Source organism: Novipirellula artificiosorum (assembly GCF_007860135.1).
In the GTDB taxonomy this organism is placed as follows: Bacteria; Planctomycetota; Planctomycetia; order Pirellulales; family Pirellulaceae; genus Novipirellula_A; species Novipirellula_A artificiosorum.
In genome coordinates this window covers 172,987-196,288 of sequence record NZ_SJPV01000006.1, presented here as the reverse complement: position 1 = coordinate 196,288, position 23,302 = coordinate 172,987, and the positions used below count along the sequence as shown (strand labels likewise).

Sequence of the window (23,302 nt, the reverse complement as noted above, 5' to 3'; positions counted from 1 at the left end):
GGCAGTCTAGGGGAAGAGCATCGCTGGGAGAAAGACGAATAATCGAAAATCCCCTCGAACCCGAGCGACAGGCGTCACGCTGCAACTTTCGAAAGCAGCCTGAGCTGCCTGAATACCGCCAGCGGCTACAGGTATTTTGCTAGCGGTCCCCCTCTTGTCGCGCGGGCATCGACTTTCGCGGTCGTTGCAGCATCTTCGATCAACGGGGGTGCGTGCCAAGGTTTCACTCTTGCATCGATCAGCAACGGGCCGTGGCAGCCCCAATGCTTGTCAACGACCGCCGACCGAACACCCTCAATGTCGGTCGCGGGATTGCTTCGAGTGAACGTCGTCCACAGCCAATTGCCCAAGTTCGCGGCGGCAAAACGGCTGTCGTCGACCAACGTGACCAGTGGAAACTCATTGAGCCGATCATCTTGGTGCATCCAATGGGCCAACCGTTCGATGTCAGCACGGTTTTCGTCAGTGGCAAATCGGGGAGATTGGACCGCCAACACGCCCGAAAAAACCACTCGCGGCTGGGCAAACCCGTCCGGCAGGGAATACTCGCTTGGAAGCTGTGAGGGGAGCTCTCGGATCGCTGGACCACATGCTGCGATCGCCACTTTCGAGCCACGGTTCCATCCTGTGCCGCTGTAATCAAGCGTGTCGATCGTGGTCTTGGTATAGAAATGCAAGTCGCGACGCCAATCGACTCGCCGGAGCATCTGCTGCAAGAACCGCTGGACATCGTGAATGTCCAGCTTGCCGTCGGGGTCGTCGGTGATCCACAGATACTTGGCGAGCGACAATTGACCATTACCCAAAATCGCGTTGGCTTGAATCAGCAACTCCTGTGGTTCCGAGGCATTCAGGAACGGCATGTACCGTTCGCTGCCGATCGCCAGCAACAAGGGATGCACGCCGGCAGCGTCGACGGCATGAACGGCCTTCACTCCTGGGATCACGTCGGGGATGATCGGGTCGGTGAGCTCGTGGATCAGTTGGCCAAAGGTGGTGTCTTCTTGGGGCGGTCGACCGACGACCGTGAAGGGCCAGATCGCGCCGTCACGATGCCAGACCTGGTCCACCGTCATGACCGGAGCCGGGTGTTGCAGGCTGTAGTAACCCAAGTGGTCGCCAAACGGACCCTCGGGCATGGTTTGGTGGGGGTCAATGCTGCCAAGAATCGCGAAATCGGCATCGGCATACAGCGGTGCATGGTCCCCACGAATCATGCGAATGCGTCGTCCGGCAAGCGCGCCAGCAAAGATCAATTCGGTAAGACCTTCTGGCAACGGCATGACCGCCGCAACGGTCATCGCGGGGGCCCCGCCCACCGTGATGGCAACCCGAACCTTGTCACCACGATTGAGTGCCGAACGATGATGAACGCCGATGCCTCGCTGCAATTGGTAGTGCAGGCCTACTTGTTGGTTCGTCGCATATTCATTTCCTGACAATTGAATTCGGTACATCCCCAAGTTGGTTCGCATCAAATCGTCGGGCGCTACTGGATCGCAACTGAGCACTTGGGGGAGGGTGATGAATCCCCCGCCATCCTTGGGCCAACTTTTCAGCCTTGGCAAGTCGGAAAGACTGCAGGAGTGCGTTTTCACCGGTCCGCGAGACGTTTTTGCCGGCAAGGTGTGCAGCGCCGTCAAAGGCAGAGCGGCGTAGCGAAACGGACGCTTCGGCAGCGCCGAGGGATCCACTTTGATCTCAATCAAACGACGAACCGCTTCTAAGGTATGCCGAAACAAAAACCGGGCCTGTTCGAGCGATCCAAACAGGTTGGCCGCCATCGGAAAACGGGTCCCATGGACGTTGCGGAACAAGACCGCCGGCCCACCGTTGGCGTACACGCGGCGTTGGATTTCAGCGATTTCGAGATTGGGATCCACCGGGTCATCGACCTCGATCAAACGGCCAGCGGCTCGCAAGTCGTCGACCACGTCTCGGGTGCTTCGGTGTTTCAAAAGTTTACTCTCGGAGGGGCTTTATGCTTCGTTTCGGCAACGCTCTAGGATAACCGGCGTTGGCGGCTTAGACTAACCACCCCGTTTTTACTTCCGCTCCACTGGTTCGAACGATTGCGATCCTATGCTTGAAAGCTCTCCCCTTCCTTCCCCCGGCATCGAGCGATTCGAGTTATCGATTACCGAGTCGTCCGCCGACGTGTTGGTCGTTGGTCTTGCCGAGGGTGAAGATCGGACGGCGACGCTCCATGAAATCAACGCCTGGGGTGACGGCTGGATCGACCGGCTCGTTGAACGGGGGTTGGTCAATGCGAAATGCGGCGAAGTCAACAAGCTGGTCTCCCCATTCTCCGCAGGGGCCCCCATCATACTGATGGTGGGAGTTGGCAAGCTCGCGGACCTGACCCGATCGCATGCATTTGATCTGACTGCGACCGCGGTACGGGCTCTCGCCGATCCGTTGCAGCGGCGAATCGAGTTTGCGATGGCCGAGTGTTTTGATGCTTCCGCTCATGATGCCTTGGTTGCCGGGGCGCTGAACGCCTGCGAGAACCAAGCGATCTATCAATCCGATCCCAAAGCCTTGGTACCGAAAACCCTTGCGTTCTCTGGGCTGGACGAGGAGGCGATTCGGCGTGGCAAGATCGTGGGGGATTCGATGGTGCAGACACGTCGATGGGTCAACGAACCGCCGTCGAGACTCTATCCCGAGAGTTTTGCGAATGCCGCAACGGCTCTCGCCGCCGACGTCGGTTTGTCGGTTGAAGTGTGGGATGAAACAAGATTGGAAGCGGAAGGGTGTCGCGCGATCCTGGCGGTGGGATCGGGGTCGAGTCGGCCGCCGCGATTGGTCCTCCTTCGGCATCATGGCGGTGGTAGCGAACCGCCGATTGCCTTGGTTGGCAAAGGAGTCACATTCGACAGTGGTGGCCTGTCACTGAAGCCAAGTGAGTCCATGGCGGATATGAAATGTGATATGGCGGGAGCCGCGACGGTGTTGGGCGTGATGAGTGCAATTGCTCGACTGGGGGTCAAACGCAACGTGATCGGTCTCTGCGGGTTGGCGGAGAATATGGTCAGCGGCGATAGCTATAAACTTGGCGATGTGATTGAAACCAGAAAGGGAACCACGATTGAGATTCTGAACACCGATGCCGAAGGGCGCGTGGTCTTGGCCGACACCCTTGATGTCGCCGTTCAGTTTTCCCCTTCGGCGATGGTCGATTTGGCAACGCTCACGGGGGCCTGCATGGTTGCGTTGGGGACCGAAGTTGCTGGTTTGATGACCAACGAACAATCGATTTGCGATCAGCTTTCGGCCGCAGCGCAATCGGAGGGGGAACCTGTCTGGCAATTGCCGATGTTTGATCTTTACGACGAGAAGGTCAAGAGTAAGGTTGCCGACATCAAGAACGTTGGCGAAGGCCGCTGGGGTGGCGCGATCACGGCGGCCAAGTTCCTGCAACAGTTTGTCGGAGACACGCCTTGGGTGCACATCGACATTGCGGGCCCCGCGTTTGCCGACTCAGCAAAACCACACCGTGACGCCGGAGCAACCGGAGTGATGGTACGGACGCTACTGAACTGGATTGAAAATCGTTAACAGCCTATCCGCAGCTTCGGAAAACGTTTTCGCGGCCCTACTTTGCTTTCGCCGTGCCTGGCCAAAACTTTTTCCACTTGCTTGTCGCCGCTTTCTCAGGGCTGGCTTCACTCTCGTCTGGCACCACCAACTGGTCTTGCAGTTTCGCAGCCAAGTCGCGGATCGCCTGAGTGATCGCAGCCTTGGGGGCCTGCGTGATCAGCGGAACACCGTTGTTGCGAACCTCGACCATCGTGCGATAATCGTTTGGCAACAAGGCAAAAACCTCTCGTCCGAGCGTTTCCTTGGCTTTCTTTAAGCTAATCTGACCCGAATCTAAGCCCGCGCGGTTGACGACGATTTCGACTTTTTCGTGCAGGTTATCCAGCTCTTCGAAACTCATCATCAACCGGACCACATTGCGCAGACAGGGCAAATCCAACTGCGTGACCAACAAGACTCGCGTCGCATTTTCCATTGCGGCCAAATCCACTTGGCTGTACGTCTTCGACAAGTCGATGACGAGGTGGGTGAACGACGCCTTGAGCAAGCCGATAACCTTGCGAATGCTCTCGGCGTTGATCGACTCTGTGTCATGCAGTTCCACCGGTCGTGGCAGCAAGTACAAGCCGCTGGTGTGTTTTGTCAGTGATCGCTTGAGTAACTGAATGTCAAGCCGCGAAACATTTTGGACGACATCGGCGAGGGTATAGTCCGGGATCGAATCGAGAAACACGTCCGCGTCACCGAGCGCCAAATCAAGGTCTAACAGCGCGACACTGTTTTGTGGATCGGAAGCCAACACGCAGCCAAGATTGACGGCCGTGCTGGTCGTTCCGACACCTCCGGTCGCACCCGCAACCGCAATCACTTCGCAGACTCGAGCTCCCCCTTCGCTGCTGCCGTATTTGAGGTGGCTGATTCGATCAAGTGTGCTGGCCAACTCTTCACGGGTCAGCGGGAGTGTCAGGAATTCACGGGCCCCCGCGCGAATGGTTCTCAAGATCTGATGACCATCGGTATTCTCGCTGACGGCAAGCAGCGCCGTTTCAGGAGCAACGGATGCCAACCGCTGAATCAACTCAATCGCTTTATCGGGATTCGCGTCGAGGGCAACGACTCCGACATCCGGCGCGGTCTGCTCAATGATGTCGGGATAGAACTCGTAGCGGGAACAGTCGGCCTCGAGCCACACTGTGTCTAACCCCACGAGCATCCCCTTCAAGGATTCTCGGGTTGCGTCGTTGGGATCGACGAGGGCAATTCTCAGTACGTTACTCATAGCAATTCTATTACCGATGTTGAATTCATGAAGAATCAGCTTGGATCGGACCGATTCGAAACGGTCGGTCCGGCTTAGCTAGTTCTGCGGAGCCACGACGGTGACGCCATCGCCGACAATCATCGGTTCGGCTCCGGGGACAATGGCTCCGGGGGGATAGAGAGGACCGCCGAGCACTTGTTGATCGTAACCTTGTGGGTAGCCACCTTGGCTTGGATAGCCGGCCTGATTCGGATCGGCACAATACCCGCCTTGACTCAAAGTGTTGCAGGTACCATCGCCCTTCAAGTTAGGCACTTCGATGAATCCTTTGCCGTAGAATTCGCAATCGGTTGGATTGCCCGTACTCAAACCCGGTCCGCCACAAGGCACCTCAAAGGGATCCATGGCTGCGACGACTTCGGGAGTGACCGTGACGAGCAATTCGATGTCGTTGCGTCGTTCTTCCACTCGTCGGAACAAGGATCCGATGTACGGCAGTTCGCCAAAGAACGGAGTGGCTCGGCGTTTCGATTCCGTCCGGCTTTGTAGCAGACCCGCAATCGCGAAGGTTTGCCCCGCTTGCATTTCCACTGCGGTTTCGACGTAGCGATGCGTGAACGCATAGACTTGCGTTCCGTCACGGATGATCGATCGAGCGGTATCGACTTCGCTAACTTCCGGGCGGACTTCCAATCGAATTCGACCCGGGCCAACCACGAACGGCAGAAAATCAACGGCTGTTCCATACTCTTCATAGTTCACCGTCACGGCACCATTCCCCGTCGGAACGATGTAGGGGACCTTCCCACCCACGATGAATCTTGCTGGACGACCATGGGTTGCAACGACAGTGGGTTCGGCGAGTAGTTTTAGCAAGTCATCTTGGCGAAGCGCCTTGATCAATGCATCAAAATTGCCCGTCATGATTCGTGCGTTGGCCCCATCCGTTTTGGAAGCGATTTCAAACAGCCGCGCTGCTCCGACACCATCAAATGCCGAAGCGGGAACATCGGCCAGGTTTGCGGGTGCGTTCATCAACAAATTGCCGTTACTGAGCACGGTCAAGTCGACACCGAGATCGCGCAACTTGGTCCGCGAAACTTCCATGATCTTGGTGTGCAGCAGCACCTGCTGGACACCGACGACCTTAATGTTGTTGACCACGGTTGGATAGAACTGTTCGACGATTGCCACGGCACGATCGACGTCATCGACGCTGGTGACCGTACCTGAAATGATCGCACTGGCATTGACTGGCATCACTTTCAACGAGGCATAAGGCAATTGTGATGCCAAGATACCTTCGACTTCCCTCGCGTCGGCCGTGACCGTTACATCGACGGTATAGAGCTTGTCATTGGTATCCCACAGGTTCAGCTGAGTGGTCCCGGGGGTCTTTGCGAAGACTTGAATTTGGTTTTGCGAAACCGGTGTCGCACCAATCACTTCTTCATTGTGTACTTGAAACTTGGGGATTCGTTCTTCAAGTGTCAAGATACGGCTACTCTTGACCAACATTTCGAGCCGTTCGACCGACTGTGAGATGCTGTGACTCGCCGTCGATTCACTTGACGTCAACCGGACCGGTTCAGCACCGTTGGTCGTTGTCAGCGGGCTGGACACCAAAAAGCAAAATGCGAGCATCGAAGATGCAGCGAATTTGGCTGTCAGTCGGTTCGTTTCCATCGCGAAAGCATCCTTGCGAGGGCCTATCCATGTTGAGCCAAGCCAAAGCATCCGTGCTTTGCCGAGATTCATCAGGCCGTTGCGGGTAACAGTTCAGGTTCAAAAGGGCGAGAGATCAGGTATTGCTACAGTTTCTCTCTAAGGAATTCTAGTATCCGTTGGGCGAGCTCATGCCTTCAGCGGGTGGCTGAAAGAAGGGGCTGTCTTCACCGTTCAGGTAGCGGTAGTCCGGCGGCGTCATCGGCTGCCCGGCGGCCGGACCGTTGGGTTGTGGTTGGTTCTCTTCCGACAACTCCTCGTCGGCGGCGGTTTGCTCTTTCGCCCCGGTATCGTTCAAGATCACCGGCAACTCGTTTTCGGCGATCCAGTATTCAATCATGCGGCCTTCGACCATTTTGATCATCTTGAAGCCATCTTTTTTCTTTTTCTTCGAGACGGGAGTGATGGGCGATTGCGGTGCAACGGGTTCTTGAACGGCATTGCGATTTGCTTCTTGAGCGGCTTGATAGTCGGCCAACCACGTCATGAATTCCTGGCCGGCTTCGCTGGGACCTTCTTGCTCCACCGCAGCGTCATAGTCACCAGGATTGCCAAGGCTAAGACGGATTTTTCCAAGTTCATTCGCCGAGATCCATGCATCCACGTCACCACTATGGATCAGCAATTGGATGGTGCGAGCCGTTGTGGGACGTTCATTCTCGTCAACGATTCGATCGGTGTTTCCGTCAATCGCAAAAATCCGCACGCCGTTGAGGACCGTTTTGGTCGTGGTTCGCGGAATCAGTTCGCTTTTTGTAAAGTAAGCCATGACGTTGACTCGGTCACCCGGTTGGACCAAGTTGGAAATGCTATTCTCGACGTCCGCTTTCATTGCTACCACGCTGAAACCTTTCGGGATCGTTGCGGAGTTGGTGTCCATTAACTTGACCGGCATGACCGCTTCGCCAGCATAGAATTTTTGTCTTGCAAACTTGCCTTCGAGCGTCTTCAAGTCACCGACGGATCCCTCAGGAATCCGATCGGCTGGCCACGGTTCCAGACGGATTTTTTCGGGCGTAATTTCCTCGCCCAACTCAATTGCCTTGGCGGCAACAAAGATCTCGATCGTCGGCGCTGAACCACCTCCCGTATTTCGGGCCTGCATCCATTGACTAATGCCGATGGCTGCAACGGTCCCGCATACGATGGCGAGTAACAGAATGAGTGATTTGTTTCGCATGGCTAATTCAGACGTCCCATGGTGGGGATCAGTTCGCTACGGCGGAAGGGAGACAACAACGCTCGATTCAGCGCGGTTGGATCGTTCCGATTCATAGGGGTTTTCGGTGCAGACAGTGGCACCGCTGCAACCCGCACGATCGGCGAGTTACGACCGCTGTAACCCGTTAGAACGACCCGGACTACCAGGTTGCCCCAGACGGTGTCTCTTCACACAGAAAAAGGGGTGCATCACACACCCCTTGAGTCAGTCGCCGGTTGCTAGTGGACCGTCAGCATTAAGTTTTAGGGTAGTGGATTTCGCCAGAAATCCGTCACTCAAATGTTCTTCGGGACTTCTGGCGAAGCCCACTACGTCCCAACTCGCAGTTTTAACCTTGACGGTCCACTAGAGCCAGCAACAAGCTTTGCTAAACCAGCATTCCGGCGATCGCGAAGTAGGCAATCGAACCGATGGCCATGGGAATCCCATAGGGCAGCAGTTTCATGGTCGGTTTTCGCTCTCGAGCAATCTTGGAGAGTTTCGACGGGCTACGAACCGTCTTCCATTCGTGCAAGATCTGGTGGGCCATCGCGTAATGCTTGTGCCACTGGCCACTGGCGAGAATCATAAACAACGCCATCACCCCGCCGACGATCGCAGTCGCTGCGAAGGCCCACAACGTGACGATCGCTCCGAGCCAAGCGCCCACGCCGGCGAGCAGTTTCACGTCGCCGCCGCCCATGCCACCGACATTTCGGAGCACCAACAACAACATCATGCCAACAAAGGTGCCGAGTAGGCTGAAACCGAATCCGTGAATCCCGGATTGCAGGGTCCAGTGAACCCAGCCGCAGAGGATAAAGGGGAACGTTAACCAGTTTGGCACCTTTAGAATCGCGCCATCAATCACTGCAGCGATGATCAAAACGACGGTAACAAACCAAACCGTCCAGTGTTCGGCCATGCCGTGAAACAGAGTATCCATGTGTCGTTCTTCCCCGAGAATGTTTGCTGTGAAGGTGTGCGGTAAAGGTCTTTGGTGAGCGAGCCGATTCGATCGGAGTGCAACCGCGGGTCAGCGGGTGATCTTCGCTAGGTTGCTGTCGCGCCACGAGGAGCGTGGCTGGATTTGGAAACCGGTTTTATGCCTCGCTTCAACTAGCGAGGGCCAACCATCCAGCTGAACATTGCAAACAGCAACGTGACGAAACAACAGGAAAGTTGCCAAGCGTAAGCTGCTGCGTCGGCTGGAATCAGTGGGTAATTCATAGGTAGGTTCTCCCGTCTCTCTCAATCCGGGACATTTTGTAATTTCTTGAAGATGCAAGCACCGCTTGTCGGTTGGCATCCCGCGTGTTTGCCGTCAGGCACGTATCAAACAAGCGAACCCAAGCAGCTGGCACCGACCGCGGGCGCGATCGATGCCAGAGTCTGCGTGGAATTCTGTTGGTCAGGCCACTACCGAAGTAGCGGCAATGGATCAGGATCCACCGCCGATTGCCGTGCCGACTTCTTCGAACTTGGCTTTCGAGTTCGTACCGATGGTACCAACTGCTGCCAAGCAAACGACAACGATCAAAGCAAGCATGACAGCGTATTCAACCGCAGTTGGGCCATCTTCTTCTTTCAGGAAGTTAACAATACCTTCAGCAAAACTCTTCATGTCTCTCTCCTCGCGAGTGAGATGTGGATCGTCTAGGTGGGGGACCCACAACGACGACAACTAAGTAAAGATCGATTCGACGTGAAACGACCCTAACGAAGGGCAGTCTCGTCTCCGACGTTCGTTTAACGCTCCTTGGTAAACCATTCGTCGAAAAAACCCGTAAGCTCTCGACTCCTCGTTCACCCCGGCAGCTCGGCTTTCCTGAAGCAACCGTGCTCGCTACGAAGAACGAACACCATTCACTCACGGACCCGTGGCTTTGCGCCCCGCCTTCTCAAGCGGTATGCCTTTGTCGAAGGAGCGAAACTGACCAGCCATTCCGGCGATCCCAACACAGGAAACGCTTTCACGCTGGCAGCGGAACGAACTACGATCCGCTCACTCTTTCTACTTTGAAGGTACGATACGTTTTGCCACAGTCAAAAAACGCGGGTCAACGAAGCCTTAACGATTAGCGAAAGGGGCCAGTCATGAGGGTTGGATGGGTTATCAGGTCGCAGTGCCCCTGTGGTAGGGTCGACAGTCGTTCACAACGACAGGTTGTATTAGCGAACGACACGGCTTTGAGGATTATCGGCATCGGCTTGCGGGATGCTTGATTGGCAAAGAGAATACAGGTTCGTTTGCGAAATTTGAAAAAGGAGAAATCGATGGACGATCAACGACGGGGCGACCCCTCCTGGCGAGATCAGCTCAGCCGCAATGCGGGAAACCAGCCCGACACACTGGTCTCGCTGTGTGACGCGTTTCTGCAGGAGGTTCCGATGTTGGTTCGCAATCTCGAACAAGCCGTGGCCAGCGGGAATACCAAATCATTGCGGATCGCTGCCCATACGCTCAAATCCTGTCTGCGCTACATCGCCCCTGATGAGGACGTCGCGTTGGCCGCGACCATCGAAGCGAACGCGGATTCACCGGAATCGATCACTGCGAACCAGGTCGATCAACTCAGGCGAACGGCAAGCGAATGGTGCGAGTGCGTCGAGCTGCTGCGTCAAGAAACGGTTGATGGGAACGCTTGATCGAATCGCTTTGGCGGGCATGACTCCCCCCGCTGGTCCCGTTTGGGTTAGAATTTAGACTTATGGCCCCCTCCCTTTCGGAGGTCGTCCGGTTTTTAAGTTGTTGATTGAAAAAGACATACAGGATTTACCTCTCCCTCTGGGAGAGGTCAAGCCTAAGCGAGGGAGAGGGAAAACGGGCTGCGATGACAGCATGAAATTCCAGCACGGTTTCCATACCGGCCCTCCCCCTCGCTGCGCTCGACCCCTCCCGCTGCGCGGGCAGGGGTGGTTGGATACCTAAACACTGTATTCGTCACAACTTAAAAACCGGACGACCTCTTCGTCATGGGGTCACCGTTTTTTTCTTATTGATGGTTCATTTCAAACAAAGAGTGCTCCTATGGCTAGTGTCTTGCTCTGCGAAGACAGCCCGACTCACATGATGCTGATGCAAACGTTGCTTGAAGAGGATGCTCACGAGGTACGTTGTGCCGAAGACGGACGCCGGGGCATGGCCTTGATTGCTGAAGCCATGCCGGATGTCGTCGTCACGGATTTGCGGATGCCTGAGATGAACGGACTTGAGCTGGTTCAAGCGATTGTTGAAAACTATCCGAAATTGCCCGCGGTCGTTGTCACGGCGCGCGGGAGCGAGGATTTGGCGGTTGACGCGTTGGCGCTCGGTGCCGCTAACTTTGTGCCAAAAAACTCACTCAACGTTCTACTCAATCCCGTGGTTCGACGTACGGTCTCGTTTGCACGAAGCGACCAATTTTACGAACCGTTCGCAGCTCAAATGCGTTCACCCGAGTTCTACTACAAGCTGGGGAACACACTCGATGCGATCACTCCCGCCTCTCAGTTTGTGATCGAGGCGCTCGTCGCGGCCAACGAAATGAATCCCACTCAACGGGTCCGCGTGGGAATGGCGGTTGCCAGTGCGCTGTTCAATGCCATCAGCTACGGAAATTTAGAATTGAAAGATGAGGATCCACGAATTGCAGGGTACATCGCAGGCGATCCTGCTTGCCGACAAGCATTGACCGAGCAAGCTGAATCACCAGCCTTTCGCAAACGGTTCGTTCACCTAAAGGTCTCCGTAGGCAAAGCGGATACGCGAATCTCTGTTTCCCATGACGGTCCAGGCCGCATCGCGCGTTTCAACCCGGCACCGGGAACGCCGGAATCGTTCGAGCTCGAACAATGCCGTGGGATGATGCTGATCACCAGCTACATGGATGATATGGTTTTTAATTCGGATTACAGCGAAGTGGTGATGGTGAAGAACCATAGCGTGGCGCCGCAAAGCCTCTCGCCAGCCTAGGCTAGGATGAGGGATGCCCTAATCCGAACGGGTCATCCAAATCGATGGCTGGTTGCGGCGAGGCGGATTCTTGTTTCTCCGACTCGTCAGACGGCACAAAAAAATCGCCGGCGTCGTCCTGAACCCGTCGTTGACGTTGCGTCCTTTCCTGGTCGCGTTTTTCCCGATACGACCCCGAGATCAAGCGATCTTCTCGTCCTTCGCCTGCCGCGATCACGATCGCCGATTTCTTCAAGACGCCCGCTTGTTTGACGTTGATGACGTGACACCGAGTTTGGCACAATCCGCATCCAACGCATTGGTCTGCTAACACAACGGGGGCAAGGAAACCGCTGCCTTCGATCGGCATACCCAAGTCGTCGACTTGTGTGTGCACTTGGGTAAACTCAATGGCCTGATAGCCGGCCGCGTTGCACTCATCGACGCACAATTGACATGCGGCAATGCCGGCGATGGGCAGGCAGGTCGATTCGTTGACAATCGCTAGCCCCATCCTTGCCACCCGTTTTTCTTCGATGGGTAAAGCACGGATCGCCCCCGTGGGACAGACTTGGCCGCAGGCATTGCAGCTTGATTCGCAACCTGCCCAATCCGCATTCACCAAGGGGGCCCATAGCCCCGCGAGCCCTTGCTCGAACCCTTCGAGCTGTAAGACATGATTCGGGCATGCCTTAAAACACTCACCGCAGCGAATGCACATTTGCAGAAACTCTGCTTCGGGCACGCTGCCAGGTGGGCGAACCGGTCGCGGTTCCGCCAAACCAGCCAAGGTAGAACCGCCGCTTCCGATCGAATGGACAAGGATTCCACTGCCCACCGCGGCCGCGGTAGTTCCGGCTGCCAGTGAAAGAAAGCCCCGTCGTCCGATCGCGGTTTCATTCGTCGCTGGATCATTCGCCAGCTTTAATTGGGTCTCATCACCGCGTGCCACAAACTTGATTGCGTGAACCGGGCACACCCCACCACAGCTCTGACAGAGGGTGCAATCCGTCGTGCGAGTCGTGAAGTCAGGCTTGATTGCGTCAAACGGACAGATCTCAACGCACTTGTCACAGTGAATGCAACTCGATTCCACCTTCCGCTCGGTCAGCCGAACGAGATTGCCAAGGGAGAAGACGGCCCCGCTGGGGCAAACGTATTTGCACCAAAAGCGTGGCCGCAGGAATCCCAGCGCAAAGACACCGAAAAACAACGCGATGGAAAGGAGGTGGCCCCCATGAATCGCTGGGACCTGATGCCAACCACGCAGGGTTCCCGTTTGTAGCGGGTCGCCCAACAACAGCATGCCTCGCGTGATCACAGGAATCGCTGCAACATAACCCGACACAAGGACGCCAAACACGGCACAGAGGAGCGTCCCAAGAAGCAGGTAGTACTTGATGTGAACCCACCATCCGTCCGCTTCGATCCGAAACCGGGAAAGACGCGAACCGACGGACCAATCAAATAGATCGATCAACGTACCGAGTGGACAGAGGTAACCACAGAAACCGCGAGGAATGAAGATGCAAATCACCAACAGAATTGCGGCACAAGCCAACGACCCGACCCAACTGCGCGACGCGATCGCGGTGGAGAGGCTAACCAGCGGATCGATCGACAGAAACAACTCGGCCGGCAAACGCTCTTTTTGATGGAGGTGGTCGGCGTAATGTGACGGCCAAGCGACAGGAGACGTTTCGGCAAGCGTCCAAGGTCCTGGGCTTACCAACATCTGACTCAACCGGTCGGCTGACAAGGCTTCAAGGGGCTGAAGGGTGAGTCCGTTTTCAATCAGATTTCCCTTCGTGAAGCCACCAAGAAATCCCTGTTGATCATTGGCTGCGGCGCCATCGATCACATAAACCAAGTCCTTCGTCTCTCGTAGCCAGGAAGGGATTTCTTCGCGCTGCCATGTCACCGTACCATCGGCGTTGAGTTCCGAAAGAGTCCAGTGGGTCGAGTGCCGGCCTGATGTTTGTAGTTTTGCATCGTAGGGCCAGCAGACGTAGAAGAACAAAAACAGAAAAAGCAAAAAGCAAGCGGCTTGTGTCACGCGACGCGCAGGAGACGCTGCCACAGTGGGGCCAAGGCGCCGAAGCCATTGACGAATTTTTCCCGCTCGCCCACGCTCGGTGTCCGAGAACCAAGATGCTGGAAGAAAACGTTTTGCGTTTTCCGTCGGCAACCATGTGCAAGGATTCGAGCGGCCAGCACGTCGTTTTCGCAAAGCGGGAAGAAACCAATTCAGCCGAATCGTTCGATTCCTTCGGTTCACTTTGGATTCCCTTTGGCCAATGCCTTTGCGGTCGCATTAACGATCGCCTGTGAGGTAATCGTTGCACCGGTCGTCCCGTCAATCCCTTGGACCGATTGCTTTGCGAGGATCTGCTTGGGCGTGTCCGTCAACGCTGCATAGAACTGTTTTTCGGTATGGCGGGTAACACGAATGTCGTCGATTCGATGGTCCGAAACGACCACTTCGACGTCGACGGGACCTGTGTAGCCAATGCTGCTGTCGCGATAGGTGCCATCAGCGACGTTGCGAACGTCCGCTTGGTCAACCAACCGAATCGCCTCGATACTGTCTTTGGCACGACTGTGGAATCGATCGGTCACCGCAGGATTTCGAAAGTGCGGCAAACTCAGGACTTGCTCGTAAAACTGAATCGCGTCCGGGTACCGCCCCGCCTGCCGACAAGCATCCCCCGCCAACATGCACGCCGCGTGAGCTTGTGATGTTGACAGTGCCGACTTGCCCAATTGGATCGCTCGATCCGTTTGTCCCATGTCACCAAGCAGTTTGATTGCTTGAACGGGAAGCGGAGAGGCCGCGAGCAGTTCCATCGCCATCGACTCACAACCGAGTCGCCAATAACACTCAGCCAACTCGATCTTTAGATTGTTGTTCGGCAGTGGATGGAGTTGACGAAGCCAAAACGCCGCCCGCGGGTAGTCTTGGAAAAGCTGAAAATACATTCGTCCCAAGGTTTGCATGTCGCGCGCCAGAAGCTCGGGCGAATGCTTGTGCAACGTCATCTCATGGTGAACCAGTCGTGTGCCTGATCTCCATCGCGAAGGATTCGGATAGATGATGTCCCACAAATATTGGCCAACATTGGCTTGATTGTTCCACTGGCGATTCGGTGGCCGCATTGGCCAAGATACATCGAGTGTGTTGGGATAGTCCAAGGGCGTTGACGCAAACCAATCCGGGGGCGTGCGACCGGCTGAATCGATCAATGCCAATAATTCCGATTCCGAGCGAATGACGCGAGTTTCACCACGCACCGCGTGCTTCTCCGTCAGCACATGGCGTTTCCCGTCAATCGTGACCGCATGCACTTGCGAAAACGCAAACGTATTGACACGAGTTTGGTTGCCGAGGGTCACTTCAAAGTCGAATTCCTTTTCCGCTTGCCGAATGCTTGTGACTTTGCCTTTGGCTTTCACGCCACTGAGCATTTCGACCCAATCTTCTGTCGCTGACGCGTTGACGGGGCAGATCCCTAGCAAACACACTGCGAATAGAAAGCCAACCGGTCTGTCGATCCGCGATCGATTCGTTCCTTCCTTCACGAGACTATTTTCCTTTCTTGGGATTGAGCGGTAACACATTGGCTCGTTCGGCATAGGCTTGCCATTGTTTGGCCATCTTTGAGACTCGCTCTGGCATTTCGTCACTCAAGTCGTGCTGTTCGCTACGGTCCTTGGCAATGTCATAAAGTTCCCATTCGCCTTTGGCTCCCATCGCGACCAATTTGTAGTCACCGATGCGGATGGCGCGGTTTCCTTCATGTTCCCAGTAGATCGCTTCGCGTTGCAGCGGTTTCCCTTCGAACAGCGGCACCAAGCTTTCGCCTTCCATCGGCTTAATGGATTTGCCGTCATGATAGGTTTTCGGGTACTCCACACCTGCGACGTCAACCGCGGTCGCCATCAAGTCGATCAAATGGCCAGGCGTCGATTCCAATTCGCCATGACGTTTGATCTTGTTCGGCCAAACGGCGATCAGCGGCGTCGAGATGCCCCCTTCATGCGTCCAATGTTTGTATTCGCGGAAAGGTGTGTTCGAAACCGTTGCCCAACCGCGTCCGTAACCAATCGCCGTGTCCGCTGGGCCAGCCATCGACCCCTTGCCGGTTCGCATCGGATACCCGTCACGAGACTGCTTGGGGGTCATGTCGGGTTGCAAAAACCCTGCTGCTTGGACCGGTAACGAAGGCTGGTCGGCTCGCGGCCCCCCTTTGCCACCTCGGCCGTACCCTTCGGCGCAGCCACCATTGTCTTGCAAGAAGCAGATCAACGTGTTGTCGTATTGGCCAGTCGATTTGAGGGATTCCACGATTCGGCCGATCCCGCGATCCATGCAATCGATCATTGCCGCGTAGACCTCCATGTTTCGTTTGTCCCAATCCCAAAAGTCCGTCTCTTTCCACTTTTGCGAAATGGGCCAATTCACGGTGCTGTTGCGATCAATCAATCCCATCTCGATCATGCGTTGATAGCGAGCATCGCGGATCGCATCATAGCCTGCGTCGTAGCGTCCTTCGTATTTGGCGATGTCGTTTGGAAGAGCATGCATGGGCCAGTGGGCTGCGGTGAAGGCGACATATAGAAAGAATGGCTTGTCGCCGGCTTGCATGTGATGGTCTTTGATAAAACGCGACGCATGATCCGCAATGGCGTCGGTGTAGTAATAGGTTTCACCGGGCCATTGGCTGGGCGGGTACTCGGGATCTGCAAAGGGCGAGATGTATTGGTTGTTGCGAGTCAGTGTATTGGGATCAAAAAAGCTGCCGGCGCCATGAATCGTTCCGTAGAATCGATCGAAGCCGCGTTGCATGGGCCAATTGTATTTGTCGGCTTCGGATTGCGGACGCGTGACAGAAGTGACGTGCCATTTTCCTGCCATGTAGGACTGATAATCCGCGGATTTCAGAGCTTCGGGAATCGTGACACAATTGCGATTCAAGTTGCCGCGATATCCATCCACGCCACGATCTTCCATCATGTGACCGACACCCGCTTGGTGAGGGTACAGACCCGTTATCAAACTCGCTCGAGTTGGACAGCAGCGAGCGGTGTTGTAGAACTGCGTGAACCGGAGACCGCTTTCAGCTAAGGTCGCCAAATGAGGCGTTTCGATTTCGCCTCCATACGGACCAATATCCGAGAATCCCATGTCATCGGATAGGATGTAGACGATGTTGGGACGCTCTGGGGATTCGGCTGCCACCATGACCCGAGAAACAAACGGGATCAACATCAATGCAAAGGGAAGCATCCGGACCAGTGGATTCCCGAACGGTCCTGTTCGCCAAAGCGACCGCGTTGGGTTGGATTCACGGAGGGGCATCATGAGCACGATCTTTCGTAGATGATTCGCGAAGGGCGGCGCAGAAGCGTACGTCCGTCGTTTCGGCCGTCCTCCGCACCCTGGTCAGGATGGACATCCTGACAAACAAGAACGCATGATACACGATTGGCTTCGCCGATTGGGTGACCAACACGCTGGTAGGCCTCGTATTCCGCCGCAGCTCAATTTTCGGGAAGGGCCGATTCCTACCTGCCACACTCTCAAGTGATTTGGCCGGTGGGAACCGGCCCTACTTCGAACGCCTACCCACAATTCAAGCTGAGTCGGAATACGAGTGCCGACACCTTATTGGGCCGTTCCCGAAACCGAGGAGGTCTCGAGCGACAATTCGTCGCAGGCATGATGTGAACCGGGGGCCGGGCGGATCTCCACGGCGCCGCGGCGAACCACTCCCATGGCTCCTGCGGGAATCCGCAAATGGACCGTGACCTTCTCTTCCCCATATTCTCGCGACAAGACTTCGCCTTTGGCCGACAAATAGGCCAACAGCTTTCCATCGCCTGGATGAACATCGACTTCAATGTCGTAGAACTCGCGGCCGAGTGCTTCGCCCACGGCCTCCTCGAGTAACCCGATACCCTTTTTACTCATGGCGCTGACGGGAATCGCATTGGGGTATCGATCCAAGACGCGATTGAGCACGGCGGGATTCTGGATGGCGTCAATCTTGTTGAGCACCAGCAGCGTGTTCTTTTCTTCGATTTCCAGCTCTTTTAGCACGCTGTAAACAGCGCTAATCTGTTCAAACACCGTCGGACTGCTTGCGTCGGCAACGTGTAGCAGCAAGTCGGCCTGACGAGTTTCTTCAAGGGTTGACTTAAAACTGGCAACCAACGAGTGAGGCAAATCACGAATGAACCCAACGGTATCGCTAAGCAGGACCACGCCCCATCCGGGCAATTGCCAGCGACGAGTCCGTGTATCGAGTGTCGCAAACAACTTGTCTTTCGCCAGCACGTTGGCTTCCGTCAACGCATTCATCAGCGTGCTCTTGCCCGCATTGGTGTAGCCAACAATCGAGACCGTTGGCGCTTCGTTTCGCGCGGCGACTTGTTGTTCGCGCCGACGTTCGACCTTGCCGAGCTCCTGCTTCAAGTCGAAAATCCGTTTCTGAGCCAATCGGCGGTCCACTTCCAACTGTTTTTCCCCCGGGCCACGCATTCCAACGCCCATCGCTTGGCGTGACAGGTGGGTCCACATCCGTTTCAAGCGTGGCAGAGAATACTCGAGTTGAGCCAATTCGATCGCCAGCCGCGATTCGTGAGTCCTCGCGCCCGCAGCAAAAATATCGAGGATCAATTCGGTGCGGACGAGCACCTTGACACCCGTCGCTTTTTCCAAGTTTCGCACTTGAGCCGGCGAAAGATCGTTATCGAAAATGACCACGTCCGCATCGTGCCGCTCGACCATCAAGCGAAGCTCTTCGACTTTCCCTTTTCCAAAGAAGGTGGAAGACTCAGGAGTCGATCGCCGCTGAACCAGTTCATCAACAACTTGCGTCCCTGCGGTGATGGCCAGCCCATGAAGTTCCTCCAGCGGATCGGCCTCGACCGTTTGGTCAGGCATAATCAGCCGAGCCAAGATGCTTCGCTCTGGCGAATCACCACGAAGTTTATTTTGTTCTCGCACGATTTTGTGGGGTGTCTCCGAATCAGATAGGGAAAGGGGAGTCAAACTGATTATAGTCGTCCGCGACCAAAATCGTAGGGCGGCACGGCCACCGTGGCTCGTTTCCCAGACGCTGCTAAGACGACACGTTTGCCACGCAAAAGGCTCGCCTCGTGGCATCGATTAGACTACTTAAAACTCGATTTTGAACGCAAAAGATGGTGATAATGCTGGGCAAAGCGGTGGGACTCGTCGCGGACGTATTGCAGCAAACGAAGCGCATAGGCACTCTTGCTCAACCGAATCGGTTCGGATTCGCCAGGTCGAAAAATTTCTTCGTCTCGTTTCGCCAGGGAAATGACCGTCGGCGGAGAGATGTCTTGGTCGCGAAATGCTGCCATGGCGGCATTCAATTGGCCCTTGCCACCGTCGATCAACAAGATATCCGGAAACGAATCCCCCTCGTCTGAGAGTCGCCGAAAACGACGGGAAACGACTTCGTACATACTGCGGAAATCATCGATTCCATCCACGTTTTGAATCCGAAACCGCCGATAGCCCGGTTTGAAGGGCAACCCATCAATGAATTGAACCAAGCTGGCGACCGTTTCACCACCGCCTAAATGTGCAATGTCCATCCCTTCAATGATCCGTGGTGTTTCAGCCAGCCCAAGCACTTTGCGAAGTCCCGTCAGTCCCTTTTGGGGATCGATGTAAAAAACCTCGGGCTGAACATGAGTGTCCAATTCACCGCGGTCTTCTAATCGCTCGAGCATCCCAATCTCATCACGCAGCACTGCGGCACGCTCGAACTCGAGTGATTTGCTGGCCGAAATCATCTCGTCATGCATTTCTTTGAGTAGCCGTTTCTTGCCACCTTCCATGAAGGTCTGCAAGCGGCGAATGTCTCGACGGTAGTCTTCTTTGCCGATACGGAAATTGCACGGTGCCGTGCATTGATGGATGCTCGCCAACAAACAGGGGCGAAACCACTTCCAACGTTCATCGGATTCGCTGATGTCGAGGGTGCAGGTACGGAACTTAAAGATCCGCTGAAGCACCTGAATGGCACCTCGCAGCGAACCAGCACTTGGAAAGGGTCCGTAAAGCTTCACGCCCTTTTCACGCGGTTCACGCGTTACCTCAACCCGTGGAAACTCGTCTCGTGTCGTGATCATCAAGTAAGGGAATGTCTTGTCGTCTTTCAAATCCTTGTTGTGTTTGGGTTGAATGTCTTTGATCAGTCGCGATTCCATCAACAATGCATCGACTTCGCTGTCGCATTCGACATAATCGATGTCGGCAATTTCGCCTACCCACGGAGCGGTTCGCTGGTCTTCCGCTGCAGCTTTGAGAAAGTAGCTGCTGGCCCGACTGCGCAGGTTCTTGGCTTTGCCAACATAGATGACTCGTCCTGCGGCGTCCTTCATCAAATAGACTCCCGGGATTTGCGGGAACGTCTTGACCTTGATCGCAGCATGATCGAACCCGAGGTCATCGGGTGAGGGCGCATCGTTCTTTTTCGACAGATCCGTCATGGGGTATTGGAGTTCAACCTTCCAGGTTGTGACCGAATGAGATGTTTCGCAACGATTCCGTTCCTCATCCTTCCCGTTCCAGAAGGGCTTTGAATTCCTCTTCGGTCAATACGGTTACTCCCAATTTCTCTGCCTTTGCTAGCTTGCTTCCAGCCTTTTCGCCCGCCACCACAAAATCCGTATTCTTGCTGACGGTACTTGCCGCCCGACCACCGAGTTTTTCAATCAGGGATTTGATTTCGTCCCTTTTATAGTGAGCTAACGTGCCGGTAACGACAAGCGTTTTTCCCGCCAAAGGGCCTTCGCCTTGCTCGGGATCGGTATTCGGCTGCGTCAGGTCGACGTTTGCATCATCCAATGCGTCGAGCACGGCAGCTCCATAATCGCTGTGCAAGAACTCGTACAGACTGTTCGCGATCGCGTCACCAATCTCGTGAATCGCTGCCAAATCCGCTGCGGATGCGCTGCGCAGCTTTGCCAGTGTCGGATATTGGCGAGTGATTAACTGCGCCACGCGTGGGCCGACATGACGGATCGAGATCGACGATAACACTCGTGCCAGCCCCCGCGACCGACTTGCTTCGATTCCGGCGATCAAGTTCTCGGCATTCTTGTTGCCGACTTGCACGTCGATCAGGGTGCCGTCTTTCCCTTTCCGCGGTTTCAGCCAATGGAGCTTGGCAATCTGGTCGACCGTCAGCCGATACAAATCGGCATAGCTCGAAACAACATCGCGACCCATCAAGAGATCCACAAACTCTTCGCCGAGTCCATCAATCTCCATTCCAGGGCGACTGCCAAAGTAGATCAACCGTTGACGCAGCTGAGCCGGACAGGTTGGACTGGGGCAGCGAATGTAGACGCCTCCTTCGTCACGAACCAATTCGGTTCCACACTCAGGGCAATGGGTTGGAAACTCAAATGGCGGCAACTCCTGTTTCCGTTCGTGCTTCTCAACACGCACGACCTTGGGGATGATCTTACCCGCTTTCTCAACCACCACCACGTCGCCCTCGCGGACATCCAAACGTTCAATCTCGTCGGCGTTATGGAGTGATGCCCGCGAAACCGTCGTCTCGGCAATTTCAACGGGTTGCAAATGAGCAACCGGAGTAATCGTTCCCGTCTTTCCAACCTGAACGCTGATCGATTCCAAGACCGTCGTCGCTTCATATCGCTCGAACTTGTACGCAATCAACCATCGAGGGCTCTTGCTGCGAATACCAAGTTCGTCGCGCTGATCAAATCGATTCACTTTGAAAACGATCCCGTCAACCTCAAACGGCAAATCGGGCATCGCTTCTTCGAGGACGGCAACCGCTTTCAAAGCATCCGCTGAGTTCTTCAGCAGCTGAACTTCGGGCGTTGGAGGGATGCCCCATTTGCGAACTGCACGCAGGAATCCGATATGGTCTTGGACGTTCAGGCCATCCGTTTCACCCACACCATGACAAAAGAACTTCAGATTGCGCTGCGCCGCGATGGCCGGATCAAGCAACCGAATCGTACCTGCCGTCACATTTCGCGTGTTCTTGTACGCTTCGGATCCCGCTTCGGATTGACGCAGATTCAAATCGGCCAAATCGGCGTTGGTCATGTACACCTCACCGCGAACCTCCAAGACGGCTGGTGGGTCGTTTCCGAGCAATCGTAGCGGTAGGTCGCGGATCGTGCGGACGTTGTGGGTAATGTCGTCACCGACTTGACCGTTGCCGCGGGTTAACGCGACCGCAAGTGTGCCGTTTTCATATCGAATCGACGCGGCGACGCCATCGATCTTGTATTCCATGACCCACTCGGTTGGCCCGCCAAGTGCTTTCTCGGTCCGATCAAAGTAGGCCTTCAACTCCTCGCGGCTATAGGTATTGTCAATCGATAGCATCGGGACCGCGTGGGGCACCTGAACCAAATGAGGGACGGGGGCGTCCCCAATGCGCTGCGTTGGCGAATCCGCAGAGGCCAAATGGGGATGTTCGATTTCGAGTTGCCTGAGCTGCTCGAGCAGTCGGTCATACTCCAGATCCGACACTTCCGGCTTGGCTTCCAGGTAGTACAAATGGTCGAGTCTGCGGATTTTTTCCCGCAATTCCGTCATGCGTTTGGCAACCGATTCGTTCACAGTGTTGACGAGATTGTTGGAGGAGGTCGTGGAATTAAGACGGATCGCACGAATTGTAGCAGCAGTCGACGGTGGTTGTTGATCCCCTTGAAACCAATCGGCCACCTGCAAAAAGGCCGGAAAATGACAGCAAAATATCTCTCTTTCCGTGGACCTGTCTTTCGGGCTATTCTCGTCCCCAGCTCAACAAAACCGTCGAAACCGAGGATGCCTTCAAATGGCCGACATCTATTTTGCCAAAGTACCGATCCGCAATGCCTATCTTCGCGTCCGTAACCGGATGTCGAGGGCCAGCGGTTTTTCCAGCTTGATGCAGCGATACGGCATCAACTTGGTCTTGGATGTCGGTGCAAACAAAGGCCAATACGCCCGTGAACTGATTCGCACAGGCTACCGCGGCCGGATTGTTTCGTTTGAGCCGCTACCGTCTGCATTTGAAAAGCTAAAACTAAACCGATGGAGTTTCGGGGATTGGCAAGTGGAGCCGATTGCCTTAGGGGCTGAAAACACGACCGCCACACTCAATGTTGCCGGCAATTCACAGAGCAGCTCGCTGCAGCCGATGCTGGACGCTCACGTCAATGCGGCGCCAAGTGCCGCCTATGTCGATACCTGCGAGGTCGAAGTGCGGCGACTTGACGGCCTGTATGACCAGTACTGGAAAGCGGGCGATCGCTGCTATTTGAAGCTTGATGTGCAGGGCCATGAGCATCAGGTCATCGCAGGTGCATCGGGCTGTCTCGACCGGGTGGTGGCCATACAGATGGAACTGTCCATGCGTCCTCTTTACCAAGGTGCGGAAACCTGGCAACAAGCGATCGAATCGATGCAGCAGCTTGGCTATCAGTTGATGTCACTGTCACCCGGTTTCGGTGATCAAGCCACAGGCGAAATGCTGCAAGCCGATGGATTTTTCGTTCGACGCGAAGAAGTGGAAAAACTAAAAAAACAGTCCCAGCGATTGGCGGCTTAGGAACGACGAAACCCCAAGGG

General features: G+C 55.3%; 16 protein-coding genes and 1 riboswitch. Of the genes, 4 read left to right on the top strand and 12 right to left on the bottom strand.

Going from position 1 to position 23,302, the window contains the following annotated elements; all coding sequences use genetic code 11:
- Positions 1-125: 125 nt before the first annotated feature.
- Positions 126-1,958, bottom strand: a complete 1,833-nt coding sequence (locus tag Poly41_RS17625) for a UbiD family decarboxylase (RefSeq protein WP_146528037.1) — start codon at positions 1,956-1,958, stop codon at positions 126-128.
- Positions 1,959-2,082: 124 nt separating this feature from the next.
- On the opposite strand from Poly41_RS17625, the gene Poly41_RS17620 reads away from it, so the two are divergent.
- Positions 2,083-3,561: a leucyl aminopeptidase gene (locus Poly41_RS17620; RefSeq protein ID WP_146528036.1), complete on the top strand. Its 1,479-nt coding sequence runs from the start codon at positions 2,083-2,085 to the stop codon at positions 3,559-3,561.
- Between the two features lie 37 nt (positions 3,562-3,598).
- Here the strand turns inward: Poly41_RS17620 and Poly41_RS17615 are convergent, their stop codons facing one another.
- The 5 genes from Poly41_RS17615 to Poly41_RS17595 all read right to left on the bottom strand — a co-directional run bounded on the left by Poly41_RS17615 (position 3,599) and on the right by Poly41_RS17595 (position 9,354).
- The gene (locus Poly41_RS17615) at positions 3,599-4,822 is read right to left on the bottom strand and encodes a nucleotide-binding protein (protein ID WP_146528035.1); all 1,224 of its coding nucleotides are present in this window, start codon (positions 4,820-4,822) and stop codon (positions 3,599-3,601) included.
- Positions 4,823-4,900: 78 nt separating this feature from the next.
- Positions 4,901-6,490 (bottom strand): type II and III secretion system protein family protein, encoded by a 1,590-nt coding sequence (locus tag Poly41_RS17610; RefSeq protein WP_146528034.1) that lies wholly within the window; start codon positions 6,488-6,490, stop codon positions 4,901-4,903.
- Between the two features lie 148 nt (positions 6,491-6,638).
- Positions 6,639-7,709, bottom strand: coding sequence for a Flp pilus assembly protein CpaB (cpaB, locus tag Poly41_RS17605; protein WP_146528033.1), 1,071 nt, complete (start codon positions 7,707-7,709; stop codon positions 6,639-6,641).
- Between the two features lie 409 nt (positions 7,710-8,118).
- Positions 8,119-8,676: an A24 family peptidase gene (locus Poly41_RS17600; RefSeq protein ID WP_146528032.1), complete on the bottom strand. Its 558-nt coding sequence runs from the start codon at positions 8,674-8,676 to the stop codon at positions 8,119-8,121.
- 495 nt (positions 8,677-9,171) lie between these two features.
- Positions 9,172-9,354 carry a Flp family type IVb pilin gene (locus Poly41_RS17595; RefSeq protein WP_146528031.1) on the bottom strand — a complete coding sequence of 61 codons (183 nt, stop codon included), beginning with the start codon at positions 9,352-9,354 and terminating at the stop codon, positions 9,172-9,174.
- 186 nt (positions 9,355-9,540) lie between these two features.
- Positions 9,541-9,655: riboswitch (cyclic di-GMP riboswitch) on the bottom strand.
- A 352-nt stretch (positions 9,656-10,007) separates the two neighbouring features.
- On the opposite strand from Poly41_RS17595, the gene Poly41_RS17590 reads away from it, so the two are divergent.
- On the top strand, positions 10,008-10,379 hold the full coding sequence (locus Poly41_RS17590; RefSeq protein WP_146528030.1) for an Hpt domain-containing protein: 372 nt from the start codon (positions 10,008-10,010) through the stop codon (positions 10,377-10,379).
- A gap of 382 nt (positions 10,380-10,761) precedes the next feature.
- Positions 10,762-11,685, top strand: coding sequence for a response regulator (locus tag Poly41_RS17585; protein ID WP_146528029.1), 924 nt, complete (start codon positions 10,762-10,764; stop codon positions 11,683-11,685).
- A 1-nt stretch (position 11,686) separates the two neighbouring features.
- Here the strand turns inward: Poly41_RS17585 and Poly41_RS17580 are convergent, their stop codons facing one another.
- The 6 genes from Poly41_RS17580 to ligA all read right to left on the bottom strand — a co-directional run bounded on the left by Poly41_RS17580 (position 11,687) and on the right by ligA (position 22,285).
- Positions 11,687-13,744, bottom strand: coding sequence for a 4Fe-4S dicluster domain-containing protein (locus Poly41_RS17580; protein ID WP_231615742.1), 2,058 nt, complete (start codon positions 13,742-13,744; stop codon positions 11,687-11,689).
- A 194-nt stretch (positions 13,745-13,938) separates the two neighbouring features.
- The gene (locus Poly41_RS17575; protein WP_197231408.1) at positions 13,939-15,243 is read right to left on the bottom strand and encodes an FMN-binding protein; all 1,305 of its coding nucleotides are present in this window, start codon (positions 15,241-15,243) and stop codon (positions 13,939-13,941) included.
- Positions 15,244-15,247: 4 nt separating this feature from the next.
- Entirely contained in the window at positions 15,248-17,026 is a 1,779-nt protein-coding gene (locus Poly41_RS17570; RefSeq protein ID WP_231615741.1) for an arylsulfatase, read from the bottom strand.
- A 303-nt stretch (positions 17,027-17,329) separates the two neighbouring features.
- Complete coding sequence (hflX, locus tag Poly41_RS17565) at positions 17,330-18,673, bottom strand: GTPase HflX (RefSeq protein ID WP_231615740.1); 1,344 nt, start codon at positions 18,671-18,673, stop codon at positions 17,330-17,332.
- 167 nt (positions 18,674-18,840) lie between these two features.
- Positions 18,841-20,190: an excinuclease ABC subunit UvrC gene (locus Poly41_RS17560; RefSeq protein ID WP_146528027.1), complete on the bottom strand. Its 1,350-nt coding sequence runs from the start codon at positions 20,188-20,190 to the stop codon at positions 18,841-18,843.
- Between the two features lie 64 nt (positions 20,191-20,254).
- Complete coding sequence (gene ligA / locus Poly41_RS17555) at positions 20,255-22,285, bottom strand: NAD-dependent DNA ligase LigA (RefSeq protein ID WP_231615769.1); 2,031 nt, start codon at positions 22,283-22,285, stop codon at positions 20,255-20,257.
- 241 nt (positions 22,286-22,526) lie between these two features.
- Between ligA and Poly41_RS17550 the strand changes: the two genes are divergently transcribed.
- Positions 22,527-23,282 (top strand): FkbM family methyltransferase, encoded by a 756-nt coding sequence (locus Poly41_RS17550; RefSeq protein WP_146528025.1) that lies wholly within the window; start codon positions 22,527-22,529, stop codon positions 23,280-23,282.
- The last annotated feature ends 20 nt before the right edge of the window (positions 23,283-23,302 follow it).

What these genes read in the sequence shown, in the direction of transcription:
- Poly41_RS17620 (WP_146528036.1), top strand. Translation starts at nt 2,083, where the DNA reads ATGCTTGAAAGCTCTCCCCTTCCTTCCCCCGGCATCGAGCGATTCGAG.
- Poly41_RS17615 (WP_146528035.1), bottom strand. Translation starts at nt 4,822, where the DNA reads ATGAGTAACGTACTGAGAATTGCCCTCGTCGATCCCAACGACGCAACC.
- Poly41_RS17610 (WP_146528034.1), bottom strand. Translation starts at nt 6,490, where the DNA reads ATGGAAACGAACCGACTGACAGCCAAATTCGCTGCATCTTCGATGCTC.
- cpaB (WP_146528033.1), bottom strand. Translation starts at nt 7,709, where the DNA reads ATGCGAAACAAATCACTCATTCTGTTACTCGCCATCGTATGCGGGACC.
- Poly41_RS17600 (WP_146528032.1), bottom strand. Translation starts at nt 8,676, where the DNA reads ATGGATACTCTGTTTCACGGCATGGCCGAACACTGGACGGTTTGGTTT.
- Poly41_RS17595 (WP_146528031.1), bottom strand. Translation starts at nt 9,354, where the DNA reads ATGAAGAGTTTTGCTGAAGGTATTGTTAACTTCCTGAAAGAAGAAGAT.
- Poly41_RS17590 (WP_146528030.1), top strand. Translation starts at nt 10,008, where the DNA reads ATGGACGATCAACGACGGGGCGACCCCTCCTGGCGAGATCAGCTCAGC.
- Poly41_RS17585 (WP_146528029.1), top strand. Translation starts at nt 10,762, where the DNA reads ATGGCTAGTGTCTTGCTCTGCGAAGACAGCCCGACTCACATGATGCTG.
- Poly41_RS17570 (WP_231615741.1), bottom strand. Translation starts at nt 17,026, where the DNA reads ATGATGCCCCTCCGTGAATCCAACCCAACGCGGTCGCTTTGGCGAACA.
- Poly41_RS17560 (WP_146528027.1), bottom strand. Translation starts at nt 20,190, where the DNA reads ATGACGGATCTGTCGAAAAAGAACGATGCGCCCTCACCCGATGACCTC.
- ligA (WP_231615769.1), bottom strand. Translation starts at nt 22,285, where the DNA reads ATGACGGAATTGCGGGAAAAAATCCGCAGACTCGACCATTTGTACTAC.
- Poly41_RS17550 (WP_146528025.1), top strand. Translation starts at nt 22,527, where the DNA reads ATGGCCGACATCTATTTTGCCAAAGTACCGATCCGCAATGCCTATCTT.